Genomic DNA, 18,900 nt, shown 5'->3' with positions numbered 1-18,900 from the left:
ATGACTTCCTGCCTCCGCCACCGTGATGCAATTTACTTAATTGCCAAAAAGCGCCGAACGAAATGCCTGGCCAATGCACTATTTGCAAGGAAGCTATTTTGTCACCGCTGTTGACTAAATAGTTGGCGGGTGCCAGCATCGCTGCGACTTCTGGAGAGTCGTCTACCCGGTCAAGACCGTACAGGAGAGCCGACGTATGACGTCCCGCAGTAATGCTGTGTCCGTACACAATCCAGGAACCGGTGAAGTCCTCGGCGAGATAGAGGACTTCACAGCCGAGCGCATCGGCACCGCACTCGAGGCAGCGGCGAACGGCCAACGGGCCATGGCCGCGCTGCCGGCTCACATGAGGGCGCGACTTCTGCTGAAGGCAGCGGAGTTGATCGAGGCGGAGGCGGACGGGCTGGCCCGGCAGCTCGCCGCGGAGAACGGCAAGCCGGTCTTCCAGACCGTCGAAGAGGTCCGCGCCGCCATCAGGATCTTCCGTGGCTTCGCGGGTGAGGCCACCCGTCTGCTGGGGAGGCAGATTCCCCTCGACGCGGTGCCGGGCCTCGAGCGCCACTTCGCCGTCACGATCCGCGAACCCCTCGGCCCCGTCGCGGCGTTGGTGCCCTTCAACTATCCCGTGGAGCTGTACGCCCACAAGGCGGCTGCCGCACTCGCCGCGGGCAACGCGGTGCTCGTCCACCCGCCCGTGCGTTGCCCGCTCACGCTCGTCCGGATCGCGGAACTCATCGCCGCCGCCGGATTCCCCGACGGCGCGCACCAACTCCTCACCGGCGGGGTGCACGTCTCCCAGGAACTGGCCACCAGGGCGGGCGCCGCCGCGATCAGCCTGACGGGATCCACCACCGCCGGCCGCGAGATAGCCCGCCGGGCCGCGGACACCCTCAAGAAGGTCCACCTCGAACTCGGCGGCAACGACGCCCTGATCGTCTGCGACGACGCCGATGTCGAAGCCGCGGCGAACGCCGTGATCCTGGGACGCCTCGCACGCGGCAACGGGCAGATCTGCTGTGCGGTCAAGCGTGTGTACGTCCAGAACGGGGTGCACGACGCCTTCGTGGACGCCCTCCTGTCCGGCGCGGCCAAGCTCAGCGTGGGCGATCAGCTCGCCGACGGAACCGATGTGGGCCCGCTCATCAGCGAGGCCGCCGCGCAGCGCGTGGAGCAGGCCGTGGACACCCTGGTCTCGGACGGCGCCCGCAAAGTGGCGGGCGGCGCCCGCCGCGGCGCCTTCTACGACCCGGCCGTCCTCGTCGACGTACCCACCGACAGCGCGGCCTTCAACGAGGAGATCTTCGGACCCGTCGCCCCCGTGGCCCGCTTCGAAGACCCCCTGGACGCCGTCCGGATGGCCAACGCATCCCCGTACGGGCTCCAGGCCGCCGTCTTCACCCGGGACATCCAGCGCGCCTACACCCTCGCCGGCCGGCTCGACGTGGGCGGCGTCGTGATCAACGGATCGACCGCGCTGCGCGCCGAGAACCTGCCGTTCGGCGGCCCCAAGGACACAGGCGGTTCCGCCGAGGGCCTGCACGACACGGCTCTGGAGTTCACCCGGCAGAAGACGGTCATCGTCATGGAGGCGTTCCAGTGAGCGGTGCGCCCGCTCCGCCGGTTCTCGACGTACGCGGAGTGCACAAGTCGTACGGCGCCACCAAGGTGTTGCACGGAGTGAACCTCACCGGCCACGCCGGCGACGTGCTCGCCGTGGTCGGCGCGAACGGCGCGGGAAAGTCCACCCTCATCAAGATCCTCGCGGGCGCGGAGCGCATGAGCAGCGGTGAACTGCGCCTGGACGGGAAGACCGTCGCACTCCGCTCCCCGCACGACGCGCACACCCACGGCATCAGGACCGTCCACCAGGAGCTGACCCTCGTCCCCGAACTGTCCGTCACGGAGAACCTGTTGATGGGCCACTATCCGCGGATGCTCGGCGGCCTCATCAACTGGCGGGCCGCGCACGCTCGCGCACGGGTACTCCTGGAGGGCATCGGATACGGGGCGATCGACCCCCGGACCAGGGCAGGCAGCCTCACCGTCGCACGCCAGCAGATGGTGGAGATCGCCAAGGCCCTCGTGGACGAGAGCGGCGAGCCGCGGGTGCTGGTCCTCGACGAGCCGTCGGCGGTGCTCGCCGGCGCGGACCTGGACGCCCTGTTCACCCTGATCCGACGGCTTCAGGAGCGCGGCGTCGTCATCGTCTACGTGTCGCACCGGCTGGCCGAGGTCACCGAACTGGCCACCACCATCGTCGTCATCAAGGACGGCCGTGTCGTCGCCGAGACCACACCGCGGGACACGGACGAGAACGAGATGATCCGCCTGATGGCGGGACGCCGTCCTCAGCAGCTCTACCCCGGCCGGCGCACCGACGTGGGCCCGGAACTGCTCTCCGTCCAAGGGCTCGGCAGACCGGGCGAGTTCGACGATGTCTCCTTCGCCCTGAGGGCGGGTGAGATCACCGGCCTGTTCGGTCTCGTCGGGTCGGGCCGTAGCGAGCTGGCCCACTGCGTCTTCGGCGCCCGGCCCGCGGCCGAGGGGACGATCAGCGCCGAGGGCTCACGCGCCGACCGCTTCCGCAGCCCCAAGGACGCCATCGGCGCGGGGCTCGCCCTGGTCACGGAGGACCGCAAGCGCACCGGCCTGGTCCTCGGCCTCAGTACGGAGGACAACATCGGCCTAACCACCCTCAAGACCGCGACCAGAGGACCGCTGGTGGACACCGCCCGGCGCAGGCGCGAGGCCCTGGCGATGACCGACCGGCTCGACATCAGGCCCGCTCACTGCCTGCGGTTGCCGGTACGTCTGCTCAGCGGCGGCAACCAGCAGAAGGCCGTTCTGGCGAAGTGGCTGCTCACGTCGCCCCGTGTGCTCCTCCTCGATGAACCGACCCGCGGTGTCGACATGGCGACCCGAGTGGAGATCTACCGAATGCTCGACGAACTCGCCCGTGGCGGAATGGCCGTCCTGCTCATCTCGTCCGACCTCACCGAGGTCCTCGGCGCCACCGACCGCGTGCTGGTGATGCGCGAGGGACGGATCGCCGCCGAGCTCCCCTCTGACCGTACGTCCGAGGACACCGTCCTCGCCCACGCGATCGGACACGCCGCATGACGGACCAACTCCCGGCCTCTCCACGGGATTCCGGGCAACTCTCCAAGAACGGCGCCACTGAGGCGACGCGCGGCTCGTGGCTGCCCAGGATCCGGGTGGCGGGGCGCGACATCACCCTGGAAGTGGCCCTTGCCGCGCTGCTCGTCGCCTTCATCGCGATCGCCGGTGCGACCACCGACGCCTTCCTCACCGAGGCGAACGTCACCAACCTGCTCAAGCAGATGGTCACCACCGGACTGCTGGCGTTCGGCATGCTCACAGTGATCCTGACGGGCGGCATCGACCTTTCCGTCGGCTCGGTGGTGGCCTTCTCCGGCATTCTCGCCGCCGGTCTGTCGGCCGGGTTGCCCGTGTGGCTGGCGATGCTGATCGGAGCGGCGTCGGGCATCGGGTTCGGGCTCGTCAACGGGGCACTCGTGGCTCGCTTCCAGCTCGCCCCCTTCGTGGTGACACTCGCCGCGCTCACCACCGTCCGCGGACTGGCCTTCGTCTACTCGGAGACCCCGGTGGCGCCGGAGAAGGCCGGCTTCTTCGAACTGGGATCCGCCGCGGTGGGCCCTGTCCCCGTTTCCACCATCATCATGATCGCTGTCTTCCTGCTCGGCGGGATCTTCCTCGGCCGCACCCCGGCAGGCCGGGCACTGACCGCGATCGGCGGCAGCGCGGAGACCGTACGCCTGGCGGGCATCGGCGTACGGCGCCATGTGGTCCTCGCCTACACCATCAGCGGCGCCTGCGCAGGACTCGCGGGCGTCATCCTCGCCAGCCGCGTCGGTATCGCCCAGCCCAGCGTGGGCACCGCCTTCGAACTGGACGCCATCGCCGCCTGTGTGATCGGTGGTGCCAGCCTGGCCGGCGGCAAGGGCACGGTACGGGCGACCTGCGCCGGTGTTCTGGTGCTCGCGCTGATCAACAATCTGCTCAACCTCTATGACGTACAGAGCTTCTGGCAGCAAGTTCTCAAGGGGCTCATCATCATCGCCGTCATTCTCGTCCAGCGCGCCGGGCGGCTCCGCCCCGCCGCCGGAGCGACGACCCCGGGAAAGGGATCGCTGTCATGATCGCCCACAGCAAGATGAAATACGTCGGACTGCTCGCGGGGACCGTCCTCCTCGCCACCGTGTCGGGCTGCTCCTCCGACGGTGGGAACGCGAGCGGCAAGGGGGACGGCGACTACACGGTGGGCGTCGCCAATTTCACCCTGAGCGGGCCGTACTTCAACGGCATGGACCGCGCGATCAAGGCTCAGGCGAAGAAGAAGGGCGTCGAGATCCGCAGCACGGACGCGGGCGGTGACGCGGCCAAGCTCGCCTCGAACGTCGAGGACCTGCTGAGCAAGGGCGTCGACGCGGTCATCATCTCGGGAGGCCCTCTGGAATCGGCCCCGGCCGTCCTCAACGCCATCAAGGCCGCGGGCAAGCCGGCCGTGCTGGTCGACCGCAAGTTCAAGACGGGCGACTACACGAGCTGGATAGGCCCCGACAACGAGGCGATCGGCAAGCAGAACGGGGAGTTCCTGGCCGGCCGACTGCCCGACGGGGCCACGGTCGCGATCGTCAAGGGAGGCCCCGCCGACAACAGCATCGGCCTGGCCCGCACCAACGGTGTCAAGGGCGCCCTCACCAGCGCCGGACTCAAGATCGTCGAAGCCCCCGACTTCGGCAACTGGAGCTCCGACGGCGGGCTGACCGTGACGGAGAGCCTGCTCGCCTCGCACACGGACCTCGACGCGGTGTTCTGCGAGAACGACGCCATGTGCCTGGGCGCCCAGCGCGCCATCAAGGACGCCGGCCGCGACAAGGACATCGTGCTGGCCGGCGTCGACGGCCAGTCCGAAGCTCTCAAGGCAATCTCGGACGGTACGAACTACCTGGTCACAGGTCTCAATGACGCCGATCAGATCGGCAGTCTCGGCCTGGACAGGACCGTCGACATCCTCGACGGCAAGAACACGGAGAAGGACACGGTGGTGCCCTCGCCGCGTGTCACCAAGGAGAACGCCAGCAAGTACTACGACCCGGACGGGGAGTTCTGATGAGCCGCACGCACGCGTACCGTCTCCCGCTGCCAAGAACGCACCGCTACGCGATGACCGCCCTGCTCGGCGGCGCACTTGCCCTCACGCCGCTCCTCGCCGCGGCGCAGACCCCGGACGAACCGGCTCCGGCACCCCTCGTGGCACAGCAGGCGCCCACCCGGCAGTGGAGGCTCCTGCACTCGGAGAACTTCGCGGAGAAGCTCGACCCGGGGAAGGCGCCATGGGTCAGGGAGTCCTACGACAACCCGTTCGACACCGTCATGGACGACAACGGCAAGTGGTATCACAACGACTATGGTGATGCCTGGGACCAGCAGCTCAACTCCTTCGCCACGTACCGGAAGGAGTTCCCGGTAGGCGAGGGCGGCTGGCTGACCGCGTCGCTGTCCGCCCGCGACTGGAACAAGGACGGCACCATCGAGAAGCCGCCGTCCATCACCAACGGCAGGGCGGGCAAGTCCACCGTCGCCAAGCTCGACGTCCCCGACCACACGGGCGGTGCCATTTTCCGGCCCACCGAGTCGCTTCCCGACCAGTACCGCATCGAGTACAAGCTCAAGACACTCGACTTCGGCGGCAAGCGCAACGGAACCATCGACTACGGCAACCGCATCAACGGTTACAGCAAGGACGGGTGCAAGACACAGCACCCGTGGGGCGAGGGCTCCAGAAGTCCCGGCTGGGAGGGCGACGCCTCCGCCCCGTACTGCGAGTGGCAGGACGTCCGCGAGGGCAACTACGGCTACAACGGATTCCACTACCTGTCCATCGTGGACTTCGCCGACCCCGCGCCCCGCAACAACCACTTCTGGCACTACCGGCGCAAGGTACTCATGGACTCCTTCGCCCAGCACCCCGACCGCGTCGGCACGGGCACCGGGGGCCGCGTCTGCAACTCCAAGACCAACGAGTACTACAACTACCGGGACAGCAGCTTCAACACGGTCAACATGTGGATCAGCGGACTGCCGAACTGGACCCCGGGACAGGGCGGCCTGGCCGGTAACTCGCAGTGGTTCATGACCAGTTGTTCGAACGGCGTCGCCGAGCAGCAGCTCTCGTCCGCGGCCGAGCTCCAGCCCGAGCTGATGCCGAACGAGGACTACACCTTCGCCATCGAGCGTGACGCGACGGGCTACACGCTGGAGGCCAGTGGAAACTTCGCCCGCGCCGGACGGCAGACACTCCGCTTCCACCGCGACTTCATCGTGAACGACAAGCCGATCTGGCACTACAACGTCAAGCCCGGCGAGTACGACGGCCGCTACAACAACACCCTCGTCCAGGGCAAGGATCTCCACGGCAAGGCCGAATGGCCCGACCAGTGGCCGAAGGACTCCGCCTACCCGGACTCCTTCGTCATCGGTGATCTTTACACCAACGTGTACGAGGGCAGCGCGAGCCTCACGGACATCAAGCTCTTCGTGCCGAAGTCCACGAGGAAGTGAGCTGACTCGCGAAGTCCACGGCCCCCGTCTCCTCGCCCGGCCACCAGCGGGCGCGGAGGCGGGGCCACTTCGTACAGGCCCGCCACCGTGCGCCTCGCCGGTCGCGCCCGGTGCTCCCGGCGTGTCAGCGCGCGTCGGCCGTCGTGGGGAAGCTCCTCGTACGGCGCTCCGCCAGCAGGGCGTCGCGTATCTCGCCCGCCCGTACCGCCGTGTGGGAGAGCAGGGTCGAGGTGATCCCATGGGTGTGTTCGGTGCCGCCCTGGAGATAGATGCCCGCCGTCACGTTCGGGGCGGTCACGACCCGGTGGTCCCGGTTGACCAGGAGCGCGTCCTCCTCGTCACGCAGACAGAGCTTGCCGACGCCGCCGAGGCGGTCGCCGAGGTCCTGCGGCCGGTAGCCGGTGGCATGGACCAGGATGTCGGCGGCCAGCACTTCCCGTTCACCGGTGGGCAGGTACTCCACGGTGACGTCGAGCCCCTCGTCGTGCACCTCGACCTCGCGGATACGTGAGACATTCAGCATCCGCAGCCGCTGGTTCCCCCGTACCTTCTCCTGGTACATCGTCCGGGACAGCGACTCGATCAGATCCATGTCCACCACCGAGTAGTTGGTGGAGCGGTGGTAGTCGAAGAGTGCCTGCTTCACCCCGCGCGGCGCGTTGTAGTAGACGTCGACGGCCTCGGGATCGAAGATCCGGTTGGCCATGGGACTGTCATCGGCCGGGGTGTAGCCGTACTTGGCGAAGACGGAACATATCTCCGCGTCCGGGAAACCGCGGTGGAGATAGTCGACCGCCTCCGCCGCGCTCTGCCCCGCGCCGAGCACCACGGCCCGCCGCACCGGAGCCCGCCGGTCGGTCAGCTCGGCGACCCTGGGCATCAGTTCGCTGTTGTGCCAGATCCGGTCCGACAGGACGGTCCCAGGCGGCAGATGGGGCTCCATACCGGTGGCGACCACAACATTGCGGGCCCGGCGTACGGTCAGCCGCCCGGGGCTGCCCGTATCGCGGAAGGCGACATCCAGCCAGCGCACCTCGCCCTCGACCGCCACCGGATCCACCGAGACGACCTCCGCGCCGTAGTCCACGAGCCCGTCGACCCGGGCGGCCGCCCATTCGAAGTAGTCGTGGAACTCGATGCGCAGCGGGAACAGCGTCTTCTGGTTGAGGAAGTCCACCAGTCTGCCCCGGTCGCTCAGATACGACAGGAAGCTGAAGTCGCTCGTGGGGTCCCGCATCGTGACCAGGTCCTTGAGGAAGGAGACCTGCATCGTGGCGTCGTCGATGAGCATGCCCCGGTGCCAGCCGAAACGAGGTTGCTTCTCCAGGAATCCGGCGCTCAGCCGTTCATTGTCCGGAACTTTCGCATTGTGCTCCTGGACTGCTATCGCGAGAGCCAGGTTCGACGGCCCGAAGCCGATGCCGAGTACGTCATGGACCGAGTCCGGCTCGCTCTGCAGTGGGTTCACCGCGTCATCGCCTCCCTAAGTGACCCCATATTAGGTAAGGTAAGGCTAACCTTGCAATGTTTGAGGAAGGATTCACCATGCGGGTCGTCATGTTCGGCTACCAGACCTGGGGTCACCGCACGCTCCAGGCGCTGCTGGACTCGGAGCACGAAGTGGTCCTGGTCGTCACCCATCCGAAGAGCGACCACGTCTACGAGAAGATCTGGGACGACTCGGTGGCCGAACTGGCCGAGAAGCACGGCGTACCGGTGCTGCTGCGCAACAGGCCCGACGACGAGGAACTGCTGCGGACCCTGCGCGAGGCGGCGCCGGACATCATCGTGGCGAACAACTGGCGTACGTGGCTGCCCCCGGAGATCTTCGGTCTTCCCCCGCACGGCACGCTCAACATCCATGACTCGCTGCTGCCCGCCTACGCCGGCTTCTCCCCGCTGATCTGGGCGCTGATCAACGGGGAGCCGGAGGTCGGTGTGACCGCTCACCGCATGGACGCGGAACTCGACGCCGGCGACATCGTGTTCCAGCGGTCCGTGCCGGTCGGAGCCACCGACACCGCCACGGACCTCTTCCACAGGACGGTCGACCTGATCGGGCCGATCGTGGCCGACTCGCTCGACGCCATCGCCTCCGGCACCGCCCGCTGGGTCCCGCAGGACCGCTCCCGCGCCAGCTTCTTCCACAAGCGTTCCATCGAGGACAGCCGGATCGACTGGTCCTGGCCCGCGGAGGACCTGGAGCGGCTGGTACGCGCCCAGTCCGACCCGTACCCCAACGCCTTCACCCATCACCGCGGGCGGCGCATACGGATCGTCTCGGCGGCGGTCTCGGAGGCCTGTTACGGCGGCACCCCCGGGCGGATCTTCATCCGCGAGGGCGACGGCGTGGTCATCGTGGCCGGCGCCGGCGCCCGTGGCGGCCGGAGCAAGGGCCTGGTGATCAGGCGCCTGCGGACCGAGGACGGCACCGAACACGCCGCCACGGACTACTTCCGCACGATGGGCGGCTACCTGACCTCCCGGCCGTGAACCGCTGCCCGTGAACCTGCCGTCCGCGAGCCTGCTGCCCGTGAGCGGATTCCCGGTCCGCCTCAGCCGAGTTGCGCCGGGGCGGCGGGCCGGTCCGGTGTGCCGGCGGCCGGTGCGGCGGCGTCCGGCGTCTCGTGATGCCGGCTCACCGGGATCACCATCGGCGTTCCGCTGACGGGATCGGTGGCCACCTGGCAGCGCAGCCCGAACACGTCCTCCACCGTCCGAGCGGTGACCACCTCGGCCGGCGCGCCCTCCGCGGCGATCGCGCCCGCCTTCATCGCGATCACATGGTCGGCGTAACGGCATGCCTGGTTGAGATCGTGCAGCACCATGACGACCGTGCGCTTCTCGTGCCGGTTGAGGTCCTTGACCAGGTCGAGCACATCGATCTGGTGCGCCAGGTCGAGATAGGTCGTCGGCTCGTCCAGCAGCAGTACGGGAGTCCCCTGGGCGACCGCCATCGCGATCCAGGCGCGCTGCCGCTGCCCGCCGGAGAGTTCGTCCACGGGGCGCTCGGCGAGGTCCGTCATGCCGGTGGCGCGCAGCGCGTCGTGGACGGCCTGCTCGTCGCTCTTCGACCACTGCCGCCACCATGTCTGATGCGGTGACCGGCCGCGGCCGACCAGGTCGACGACCGTCAGCCCCTCCGGCGCGACCGGGCTCTGCGGCAGTATGCCGAGCCGCTGGGCCAGTTCCCGGGTCGGGATGGAGCGCAGGGCCACGCCGTCGAGGTGTACGGCGCCGGCGCGCGGCGACAGCAGCCGGGCGAGCGCCCGCAGCAGCGTGGACTTGCCGCAGGCGTTGGCTCCGACGATCGCGGTGATCCGGCCCGGCGGTATCGCCACGTCGATGCCGTCGACGACCACACGGTCGTCGTACGCCAGCCGCAGGCCCTCGGCCCTCAGGTCGGGGCCCTCGTGGTGCGCGGGGTTCGATGACACGGGTTCAGCCTCCTGAGCCGACGCGGTTGGCACGGACGAGCAGCCAGAGCAGGACCGGGGCGCCGAGCACCCCGGTGACGAGGCCGACCGGGAGTTCGGTGCCCGGGACCGCCTCGCGTGCGAGCAGATCGGCGGTCAGCACCGTCACGGCGCCGGTGAGTCCGGCCGTGAGCGGCGGGGGCCAGGCGGTACGGGCCAGCCGCTGCGCGACCTGCGGCGCGGCGAGCGCCACGAAGGCGACCGGGCCCGCCGCCGCGGTGCCGAACGCGATCAGTCCGACTCCCGTGAGCAGGGTGGCCAGCCGGACCGGCTGTACGGGTGTCCCCAGCCCCTTCGCGACATCGTCGCCGAGCTGGAGCGTCCGCAGCCGGCGGCCGAGCAGCAGCGCGACCGGTACGAGCACGGCCAGCGCGGTCGCCAGCGGGCCGACGGCGCCCCAGCCGCGGCCGTTGAGATTGCCGACGAGCCAGCCGAGCGACGCCTGTGCCTCGAACTGGCCGCCGTACGCCATCAGATAGTCCGTCAGGCTGGTGCAGACCCACGAGACGCCGATGCCGACGAGCACGATCCGGTAGCCGGTCGTACCGCGCTTCCAGGCCAGGGCGTACACCAGCAGCGCGGTGGCCAGCGCGCCCAGCAGCCCCAGCGACTGGGTGCTCGGACCCGCGTCCCAGCCGAGGACCACACCGGCCACCACCGCGGCGCCCGCGCCCTGGGTGATACCGATCATGTCCGGGCTGGCGAGCGGATTGAGCGTCATGGTCTGGAAGAGGGCTCCCGACATGCCGAAGGCGATACCGACGAGCAGCCCGGTCAGCGCTCTCGGCAGCCGCAGTTCGTGGACGATGAGGGCGGTGGCCGGATCGCCCGCGCCGACGAGGGACCGCATCACCTCGGTGACGCCGATCGGCACCTCGCCCACGGACATGCCGAGGCAGAACACCAGGAAGCCGGCGAGTGCCAGACCGGCGCCGACGACGACCAGCCGGGGCCGCAGCACCCCGGAGACCGGCGGGCGCGTCAGCCGGAACGCGATACGGGCGCGCAGGCGCGGGCCGGAACGTACGGTACGGGCCGTACGGGGGGACAGCAGACCGGTCATGTTCACAGCTCCGCGAGTCGGCGGCGGCGGACCATCGCGATGAAGAACGGGCCGCCGACGAAGGCGACGAGAACGCCGGCCTGGATCTCGACCGGCCGTGCGACCAGGCGTCCGGCGATGTCGGCGAGAAGCAGCAGGCACGGTGCCAGCACGGCCGACAGCGGAAGCAGCCAGCGGTGGTCCGGGCCGATCCCGGCCGCCTGGGTGAGGATACGCGCGATGTGCGGGACGACGAGACCGACGAAGACCACGGGTCCGATGACGGCCACCGCCCCGCCCGTGAGCAGTGTGACGGCGAGCACCCCCGCCACCCGTATCAGACCCAGCCGGGTGCCCAGCGAAGCCGCCACATCGTCACCGAGGGCGAGGCTGTTGAGCGCGGGGGCCAGGGACAGGGCGAGTACGGCGCCGACCGCGAGGAACGGCAGCACCTGAGCGAGGCTGTCGCTGTTCTGTCCGGCGAGCGAGCCGGCCTCCCAGAAGCGGAACCGGTTCAGCGCGTCCGGGTCGGTGAGGACGACGGCGCTGGTGAAGGAGGAGAGCAGGGAGGTGATGGCGACACCGGCCAGCGCCAGCTTCACCGGCGTCGTACCGGACCGTCCGAGTCCGCCCAGCAGATACACCAGAACGCTCGCGAACAGCGCGCCCGCGAAGGCGAACCAGATGTATCCGTAGACGGTGCTCAGCCCGAGCACTCCGACCGAGACGGCGATGGCGAAGGCGGCGCCCGCGCTCACGCCGAGCACACCCGGGTCGGCGAGCGGATTGCGCGTCAGGGCCTGCATCAGACAGCCGGAGAGCCCGAGGGCCGCTCCCGCCGCCAGCCCGAGCGCGGTACGCGGCAGCCGGACCGACCAGATGACATTGTCGATCCGGGAGTTCGGGGGATTCCCGAAGAGGGTCGACACGACCTGGTCGAGCGGCACGCTCAAAGCGCCGAACGCGATGGACAGCAGGCACAGGGCGGCCAGGGTGCCGCCGGGCACCGCCACCAGCAGCACCGCGCGCGGGGTTTTCGCCCCGGTCACCGAGCTCTCTCCACGTCAATGTCCTCACTGTGGCCGGGCACTCACTGTAGCCAGCGCCCCCGGTGACCCGAGGGCGAGTGCCCCTATCTGATTAGGTAACCCTTACCTTAGTATGACGGCGACTCGGGCTCGACCCGGGGACCGAACTGTTTGGGGAGGCGCGGCCGACGTGTCGGGTATCGAAGAAGTCATCGGCTATTGGCGCGACTTGCCGGCGGTGTCCTCAGCCGAAACGGCGCTGCCCGCCGATCGTCCCTATCCCCCGGTGCCGTCCGGGGAGTGGGGCGTACGGACCCGGAGCCTGGCCGTGCGGGCGACGGACGAGACCTCGCTCGCCGCGTTCTTCGCGCTGCTGCACCGCTACAGCGGCGCGGCCGGCATCACTGTCGGACATGAGGCACTGCCGGTCCATGTCCGCCTCGACGGCACTCCGTCGTTCCGGGAACTGGTGGAACGGGTGGCCGAGGCGCGCAGGGCTGCGGAGGGGCACCGGCTCCCGCTGTCCGTGCTCGTCGACGAGCTGCGGCCCGAACCCACCCGCGCGGGCGGGCACTTCTTCAACGTCGCCTTCGACACCGCCGAAGCCGTCGCGGCCGGCGCTGATCCGGCTCCAGGCACCGACACCGGTCCGGGGACCCCCGCAGGCAGGCCCGAGGAGCCGACAGGCCCGCTGGATCTGGCGCTCAGTGTCGCGCCAGGGGCGGTGCGGGCGACATACCGGCAGGATCTCTTCGACGAAGCGACCATGGACCGGCTGCTCGGCCACTACGAGACGCTGCTGACGGACGGGCTCGCCCGCCCCGGCACCGCGGTCGCCGAACTGGAACTGACCACCGCGCCCGAACGGCACCGGCTGCTCGTGGAGCGCAACGCCACCGAGCACTCCGTACCGGCCGCCACCTGGCCCGCCATGTTCGCCGAGCAGGTCGAGCGGCACCCCGACGCGATCGCGCTGGTCTTCGAGGACACGCGGTACACCTACGCGGAACTGGACGAGCGGGCCAACCGGCTCGCCCACGCGCTGATCGCCCGGGGCGCGGGCCCCGAGCGGGTCGTGGCCCTCGCCCTGCCCCGCTCCGCCGAGATGATCGTCGCCCAGGTCGCCGTACTGAAGTCCGGCGCCGCGTATCTGCCCGTCGACCTGGACTACCCGGTCGACCGGATCGCGTACATGCTCGCCGACGCCGGACCGGTCTGCCTGGTGACCACGGCCGACGCCGCCGACGGCCTCCCGGCGCGGGACACGGTGCCGCGGTTCGTACTGGACCTGCCGGAGACCGCCGCCGAACTGGCGGAGTGCCCCGCGTACGGTCCCACCGACGCCGACCGCGGCGGTGCGCTGTCCGTCCTGAACGCCGCGTACGTCATCTACACCTCCGGATCCACCGGCAGGCCCAAGGGGGTCGTTCTCTCCCACACCGGTGTCGCCAAGCTCGTCGCCACACAGAGCGAACGTTTCGGCATCGGACCGCACAGCCGCGTACTGCAATTCGCCTCGCCCAGCTTCGACGTGGCCTTCTGGGACCTGTGCCTGGGGCTGCTCTCCGGCGGCCGTCTCGTCGTCGTACCGAGCGAGCTGCGGGTGCCCGGTGTGCCCCTCGCGGACTATGCCGTCGCGCACGGGATCACCTTTATGATCCTGCCCCCCGCCCTGCTGGCCGCGATGCCCGAGGAGGCCGCTCTGCCGGCCACCGCGACCCTGTTGGCCGGGACCGAGCGGGTCTCGCCCGAACTGGTCGGCCGGTACGCGCGAACCCGGATGATGTTCAACGCCTACGGTCCGACCGAGGCCACCACCAACTCCACCCTCGGCCTGTGCGACCCCGACACCCCGCCCGGAGCGGTCGTCCCCATCGGTGTCCCCGACCCCGGCACCCGCGCCTATGTCCTCGACGCACGGCTGCGGCCCGTCCCGGACGGTGTGCCCGGCGAGCTGTATCTCGGTGGCGCGGGACTCGCCCGCGGCTACCTCGGCAGGCCCGGCCTCACCGCCGAGCGGTTCGTCGCCGACCCCTTCGGCGCGCCGGGGGAGCGGCTCTACCGTACGGGCGACCTGGTGCGCTGGAAGGCCGACGGGCGGCTGGAGTTCCTCGGCCGGACCGACACACAGATCAAGATCCGCGGCTTCCGTGTCGAACCGGGCGAGATCGAATCCGTGCTGCGCGCTCACCCCGCCGTCGAACAGGTCACGGTCGTCGCCCGCGAGGACCGCCCGGGAGAGCGCAGGCTCGCCGCGTACATCGTCCCCTCGCTGGACGCCGGGCCGGATGACGAGACCGGCCGGGTCGAGGAGTGGAAGGACCTCCACGAGCTGTTCTACAGCGCCGCCGGATCCGAGGGCCGGAGCGAGGAGGGGGCCGTCCGGGAGAACTTCGCGGGCTGGAACAGCATGTACGACGGCACTCCCATCCCCGTCGAGGAGATGCGGGAGTGGCGCGACGCGACCGTCGAGCGCATCCGCGAACTGGGCTCCCCGGGAAGGGTGCTGGAGATCGGCGTCGGCAGCGGACTGATCCTGTCCCGGCTCGCGCCGGACAGCGAGGCGTACTGGGGTACGGACGTCTCGCACGAGGCGCTGCGGGCGCTGCGTGCCCAGGTGGACACGGTGCCCGGCCTGGCGTCCCGGGTGGAACTGAGCGCCCGGCCGGCCCATGAGACCGACGGACTGCCCAAGGGCTTCTTCGACACGATCGTCATCAACTCGGTCATCCAGTACTTTCCGAGCGAGGGCTATCTCTCCCGCGTACTGCGCGAGTGCGCGGCACTGCTGGCTCCCGGCGGCAGGATCTTCCTGGGCGACATCCGCAACCTCCGGCTGCTGCGCACCCTGCGCGCCGCCGTGGAGAGCCGTCGGCCGGCCGTGTCCGACGACCCGGACAAGACGGCACTGCGGACGGCGGTGGAGCGCTCGGTGAGCTGGGAGGGCGAACTGCTCCTGGACCCGGACTACTTCACCGCCGTGCCGGAGCTGCCGGACTTCGAGGCGGACGTGCTCGTCAAGCGCGCCACGCACCACAACGAACTGAGCCGCTACCGCTACGACGTGGTACTGCGCGCACGGGAGACGGCGGCACCGGCCGGCGATGTGCGCGACGCGCCCGATGTGCGCTGGTCCGCGCTCGACGGCCTCGCCGGGCTGGACGAACTGCTCCGTACCCGGCCCGCCCGGATCCGGGTCACCGGAGTGCCCAACGGGCGTCTGGGGGAGGACCTTTCGGCGCTGCGGCTGCTGGAGGACAGCAGCACCCCCGCCCCGGACGGGACCGACCCCGAGGACTTCCACCGGCTCGCGGGCCGCCACGGCTACCGCGCCGCGGTGACCTGGAACGGGCACGCCGACGACGGGCGCCTCGATGTCGTTCTCGCCGCGGGCGGGTCGCCCGTCGGCCCGGTGTACCGGCCGGGCGGCACCTTCCCGTACGCCAACCGGCCCGCGCCCTTCCGGGACATCACCGCGCTGCTGCGGACCCTGCGCGCCCACGCCGCGGAGCGGCTTCCCGAGTACATGGTGCCGTCGGCCCTCGTCCCGCTCGACCGGCTGCCCGTCACGCCCAGCGGGAAGCTGGACGAGAGGGCTCTGCCCGCGCCGGACTACGGGGCTCTCAGCTCGGGCCGGGCCCCGCGCGACGCCCGTGAGGAACTGCTCTGCCGGCTGTACGCGAAGGTGCTCGGCCTGCGGTCGGTCACCGTCGACGACGACTTCCTCGCGGTCGGCGGGGACAGCATCAACGCCATCCAACTGCTGATCCGGGCCCGTGCGGCGGGCGTCCGGCTCACCACCCAGGACGTCTTCCGGCACCGTACGGTCGCCGCCCTCGCGGCCGTCACCGCCGACCGCGCGGAGCCGGGCACCGCCGCCCCCGACGGGCCGCTCCTCGCCCTCACCCCGGACGACATCGCCGAACTCCAGGGCACGGACCCGCTTCTCATCGAGGACCTGCTGCCCCTGGCCCCGCTCCAGGAGGGCTTCTTCTACCACTCGTTCGCAGGCGGCTCCGACGCCGACGCGTACACCGTCCAGCAGATCATCGAGCTGTCCGGACCGGTGGACGGCGAAGCGCTGCGCACCGCGGCACAGGGTCTGCTCGACCGCCATGCACCGCTGCGCGCCGCCTTCCGGCAGCACGGCACCGACGGCCGCGCCGTGCAGATCATCGCGGGCGGGGTCGCGCTGCCGTGGCGTGAGGTCGACCTGTCCGCCCAGGACCCGTCCGTCAGGGAGCCGCTCGCCGAGGCCGTCGCCGCCGACGAACGTGCCCACCGCTTCGACCTGGCCCGGCCACCGCTGCTGCGGTGCGCCCTCGTACGGTACGGGCCCGAGGACGCCGCGCTCGTCCTGACCTTCCACCACATCGTCGCGGACGGCTGGTCGCTGCCCGTGCTGCACCGCGAGCTGATGGCCTCGTACGGCCGCGGTACGCCGATGCTGCCCGCGGTGGCCCCGTACCGCTCCCATCTCCGCCATCTCGCCGCACTCGACCGCGAGGCCGCCCGTGCGGCCTGGCGCACCGCTCTGACCGGTCTCGACGAGCCGACCCGGCTGGTCCCGGCCCCGGCCGGCCCCGGTCCCGTCCGTCCCGGGCAGATCCGTCTCGAACTCTCCGAGCGGACGACCGGGCGGCTGGCGGCGCGGGCCCGTGAACTCGGCGTCACCCTCGGCACCGTCGTCCAGGGCGCCTGGGGCCTGCTGCTCGGACGGCTCACCGGCCGGCACGACGTCGTGTTCGGCACGACCGTCTCCGGACGGGACGGCGAGGTCGACGGCATCGAGTCCATGGTGGGCCTGTTCATCAACACCCTGCCGACCCGCTTCGTCTGGCAGCCGGCCGACCCGCTCGCGGCGCTGCTCCGCCGGCTCCAGGACGAGCAGGCACGGCTGCTGAACCACCAGCACCTCGGTCTGGCGGAGATCCAGCGGACCGCGGGCCTCGCGGGCAGCGGCGAACTCTTCGACACCCTGCTCGTGTTCGAGAACTATCCGGCCGACACCGGTCCGCGCGACCCGTCGGACACGATCCGTATCACCGGGCACGAGTTCCACGACGCCGTCCACTACCCCCTGGCCCTTGTCGTCAAGCCGGGCCGACGGCTCGATCTGCGCCTCAAGCACCACACCGAGCGGCTGGACACCGAGACGGTACGCGCCGTCGCCGACCGGCTCGCCCTGATCCTGGAGGCACTCGCCGACGATCCCGCACGCCCGGCCGCGCGGATCGGTCTGCTCTCCCCACGCGAACTGGCCGAGACGGAGAGCCTGCTCACCGGGGCCGCGACCGGAGTCCGGCCCGTCACCCTGTCCGCCGCCTTCGAGGAGCAGGCCGGGCGCACCCCCGACGCGACGGCCGTGATCTCCGGCGACGAGCGCCTGACCTACGCCGAACTGGACGCCCGCGCAGAGTCCCTGGCCCGGCGGCTGCGCGCCCGGGGCGCCGCGCCGGACCGGATCGTCGGCGTCGCCGTCCCGCGCTCCGCCGAACTGATGGTCGCGCTCCTCGGTGTCCTCAAGTCCGGCGCCGCCTATCTCCCGGTCGACCTGGACTACCCCGCCGACCGGGTGGCCCACATGCTGGCCGACTCCGGCGCCCGTACCGTCGTCACCGTCGCGGACTCGGCCGCCCGGCTGCCCCGGACCGACGGCCTGACGGTGCTCGTCCTGGACGGGCCGTACGACGAATCCCCCGGGGCGGCCCCCGGCGCCGGTACCGCCGCCGGTCCTGACGACCCCGCGTATCTCATCTACACCTCCGGTTCCACGGGCCGCCCCAAGGGCGTCGTCGTCACCCACCGCGCGATCCGCAACCGACTGGCCTGGATGCAGGGGGAGTACGGCCTCCGGGCCGACGACCGGGTCCTCCAGAAGACCCCGTCCAGTTTCGACGTCTCCGTATGGGAGTTCTTCTGGCCGCTGACCGAGGGCGCGGCCGTCGTCCTCGCCAGGCCCGACGGACACCGCGACCCGTCCTATCTCACCGCGCTCGTCCGCGAACAGGGCGTCACCACCCTCCACTTCGTGCCGTCGATGCTCGAAGCGTTCCTCGCCTCGGACGACGTCACCGGCGACCCCGGCTGGGCCGCGGGCCTGCGCCGCGTCTTCAGCAGCGGCGAGGCCCTGACCATCTCCGCCGCGAGCCGCTGGCACACGCTGACCGGGGTGCCGCTGCACAATCTGTACGGTCCGACCGAGGCGGCTGTCGACGTCACCCATCACACGTACCGCCCCGACGGGACCCCGTACGGCACCACCGTCCCCATCGGGCGGCCGGTCTGGAACACCGGTCTGCGGGTGCTCGACACCTGTCTGCGTCCGGTCCCGGCCGATGTTCCCGGCGAGCTGTACCTCACGGGTGTCCAGCTCGCCCGGGGCTACCACGGCCGGCCCTCGCTGACCGCCGAACGCTTCACGGCGGACCCGTACGGCCCGCCCGGCAGCCGGATGTACCGCACCGGCGACCTGGTCCGGAGGCGGGCCGACGGTACGGTCGAATATCTCGGCCGCACCGACCGGCAGATCAAACTCCGCGGCAACCGGATCGAACTCGGCGAGATCGAGGCCGCTCTCGTCCGTCTGCCGGCCGTCGCCCAGGCGGCCGTCACCGTCCGCGAGAACGCCCTCGTGGCGTATGTCGTCGGTACGGCCGGCCACACGCCGGACGGCGTCGCGCTCCGGGCCGCGCTCGCGGACCTCCTGCCCGCCCCCGCCGTACCCACCGCCTACACCGTCCTCGAC

Annotated in this window: 11 protein-coding genes; 7 read left to right on the top strand and 4 right to left on the bottom strand. The window is 70.6% G+C overall.

Features of this window, described 5'->3' with window-relative positions:
* The first annotated feature begins 196 nt into the window (after nt 1-196).
* The 5 genes from WH07_RS06390 to WH07_RS06370 are packed head-to-tail and all read left to right on the top strand — an operon-like array spanning nt 197 to nt 6,606.
* Nucleotides 197-1,600 (top strand): aldehyde dehydrogenase family protein, encoded by a 1,404-nt coding sequence (locus WH07_RS06390; RefSeq protein WP_046496369.1) that lies wholly within the window; start codon nt 197-199, stop codon nt 1,598-1,600.
* Nucleotides 1,597-3,120, top strand: a complete 1,524-nt coding sequence (locus tag WH07_RS06385; protein WP_046496366.1) for a sugar ABC transporter ATP-binding protein — start codon at nt 1,597-1,599, stop codon at nt 3,118-3,120. The genes WH07_RS06390 and WH07_RS06385 overlap by 4 nt, the downstream gene beginning before the upstream one ends.
* Nucleotides 3,117-4,181: an ABC transporter permease gene (locus tag WH07_RS06380; RefSeq protein ID WP_079022993.1), complete on the top strand. Its 1,065-nt coding sequence runs from the start codon at nt 3,117-3,119 to the stop codon at nt 4,179-4,181. The genes WH07_RS06385 and WH07_RS06380 overlap by 4 nt, the downstream gene beginning before the upstream one ends.
* Nucleotides 4,178-5,155: a sugar ABC transporter substrate-binding protein gene (locus WH07_RS06375; protein WP_046496365.1), complete on the top strand. Its 978-nt coding sequence runs from the start codon at nt 4,178-4,180 to the stop codon at nt 5,153-5,155. The genes WH07_RS06380 and WH07_RS06375 overlap by 4 nt, the downstream gene beginning before the upstream one ends.
* Nucleotides 5,155-6,606 (top strand): hypothetical protein, encoded by a 1,452-nt coding sequence (locus WH07_RS06370; RefSeq protein WP_046496363.1) that lies wholly within the window; start codon nt 5,155-5,157, stop codon nt 6,604-6,606. The genes WH07_RS06375 and WH07_RS06370 overlap by 1 nt, the downstream gene beginning before the upstream one ends.
* A gap of 124 nt (nt 6,607-6,730) precedes the next feature.
* Here WH07_RS06370 and WH07_RS06365 read toward each other — a convergent pair whose 3' ends face one another.
* Nucleotides 6,731-8,074: a lysine N(6)-hydroxylase/L-ornithine N(5)-oxygenase family protein gene (locus WH07_RS06365; protein ID WP_046496360.1), complete on the bottom strand. Its 1,344-nt coding sequence runs from the start codon at nt 8,072-8,074 to the stop codon at nt 6,731-6,733.
* 77 nt (nt 8,075-8,151) lie between these two features.
* Here WH07_RS06365 and WH07_RS06360 point away from each other — a divergent pair, with 77 nt between their 5' ends.
* Nucleotides 8,152-9,099, top strand: coding sequence for a methionyl-tRNA formyltransferase (locus tag WH07_RS06360; RefSeq protein WP_046496358.1), 948 nt, complete (start codon nt 8,152-8,154; stop codon nt 9,097-9,099).
* A 62-nt stretch (nt 9,100-9,161) separates the two neighbouring features.
* Here WH07_RS06360 and WH07_RS06355 read toward each other — a convergent pair whose 3' ends face one another.
* The 3 genes from WH07_RS06355 to WH07_RS06345 are packed head-to-tail and all read right to left on the bottom strand — an operon-like array spanning nt 9,162 to nt 12,137.
* Nucleotides 9,162-10,043 carry an ABC transporter ATP-binding protein gene (locus WH07_RS06355; RefSeq protein WP_046496356.1) on the bottom strand — a complete coding sequence of 294 codons (882 nt, stop codon included), beginning with the start codon at nt 10,041-10,043 and terminating at the stop codon, nt 9,162-9,164.
* A 4-nt stretch (nt 10,044-10,047) separates the two neighbouring features.
* On the bottom strand, nt 10,048-11,145 hold the full coding sequence (locus WH07_RS06350; protein ID WP_063775737.1) for a FecCD family ABC transporter permease: 1,098 nt from the start codon (nt 11,143-11,145) through the stop codon (nt 10,048-10,050).
* A gap of 2 nt (nt 11,146-11,147) precedes the next feature.
* Nucleotides 11,148-12,137, bottom strand: coding sequence for a FecCD family ABC transporter permease (locus WH07_RS06345; RefSeq protein ID WP_408645811.1), 990 nt, complete (start codon nt 12,135-12,137; stop codon nt 11,148-11,150).
* Between the two features lie 205 nt (nt 12,138-12,342).
* Between WH07_RS06345 and WH07_RS06340 the strand changes: the two genes are divergently transcribed.
* A partial coding sequence (locus WH07_RS06340; RefSeq protein WP_046496354.1) for a non-ribosomal peptide synthetase occupies nt 12,343-18,900 on the top strand: 6,558 nt, incomplete at its 3' end.

The sequence above is a fragment of the Streptomyces odonnellii genome (genome assembly GCF_000981895.1).
In the GTDB taxonomy this organism is placed as follows: Bacteria; Actinomycetota; Actinomycetes; order Streptomycetales; family Streptomycetaceae; genus Streptomyces; species Streptomyces odonnellii.
Note: the sequence above shows the minus strand (reverse complement) of the source record. Positions and strands in the feature narration are given on the sequence as shown.